Source organism: Serratia sp. PL17, assembly GCF_017832355.1.
Lineage (GTDB): Bacteria > Pseudomonadota > Gammaproteobacteria > Enterobacterales > Enterobacteriaceae > Serratia.
In genome coordinates this window covers 1-1,069 of record NZ_JAFIBY010000027.1, presented here as the reverse complement: position 1 = coordinate 1,069, position 1,069 = coordinate 1, and the positions used below count along the sequence as shown (strand labels likewise).

Here is a 1,069-nt window from a genome sequence, read left to right as displayed (position 1 = left end):
TGTTGATCTTCAGTATAAATACCAGCAGAGATAATAGCTCCGCCAATCTCACGTGTACCGTACAGCACACCTACAGGATTACCCTGCGCTGTTGTGTTTACCGGGCCACCAAAGGCATAGCTCGGTTTGTTGTCCTGGTCTTGGCGCATTCGTAAGCCACCAGCTTGTGGGGAAAGCATTTGTACGACACCACCGAGAGCCATTGAGGCACCCACAGTCCCAACCCCCTGGGCAACCGCAGCAGACATTCCTAGAAATGCAGGGTTCCATATAGATAAAGCTACCAGTGCCACGCCAAGAATAGTTTGGAATAATCCCGCTTGCTTACTTCCAATAACTACAGGTACTAAATGTATGTCTTCATTTCCTTTCGTTAATTCAAGCTCATCTTGCGCAACATTCCTTTTACCCACAAACACGGCGAAAGTAAGCCCTCTTTTATGAGCTTCCAACATGTAACGCTCGAAGCCAGGCAATAAATTCTTCATCGCATCGATCGCTTTTATAACGTTATGAGCACGATAATCAAACTTCGGGCCAAAAACGTCAACCATCGGCCCATGGAATCGTACAGTTCTAAGTGGAGTATCAACAAATGACATATTTACCTTCACTAATAAAAAAACCTGCCGAAGCAGGTTATTTACACTGAGTGATAGCTCGCTCATAAAAATCAATATTTTTACTTCTATATAGACGATAATTGCTGCCATCACCATTCTTTACAACATCAAGAATAAAAACAGGACCACGCCAAGGATCGTTAAACTGTAAAGAATGACCATTAGGTAATGGTTGAGTAACCATCGGCTGCAAATATGAATGCTCATTCCACTTATTAATTACACAATAGACAAATTCCTGTTCTGATTTTTTAGAGCTTCCGTCAAGGGTCGGCGATCGCTCTCGCAAGCTACCAACAGTACTACACCCGGAAATAAAAATTGCCGTAATTAATAAAACCTTTTTCATGTCCCTTTTCCTTAAGCTGAAAAGTGGAATGATAGCATCACATCAGTTCTTTGTGGCGCAACACCTTCACAGTTCGTTCCTTCCAATAGCCACCATA

2 protein-coding genes are annotated in these 1,069 nt (G+C 42.8%); both read right to left on the bottom strand.

Features of this window, described 5'->3' with window-relative positions; translation table 11 throughout:
- A partial coding sequence (locus JOE25_RS26505) for a tail assembly protein (RefSeq protein WP_245210119.1) occupies positions 1–488 on the bottom strand: 488 nt, incomplete at its 3' end.
- Between the two features lie 151 nt (positions 489–639).
- On the bottom strand, positions 640–972 hold the full coding sequence (locus JOE25_RS26500) for a hypothetical protein (protein WP_209640624.1): 333 nt from the start codon (positions 970–972) through the stop codon (positions 640–642).
- Between the last annotated feature and the right edge of the window lie 97 nt (positions 973–1,069).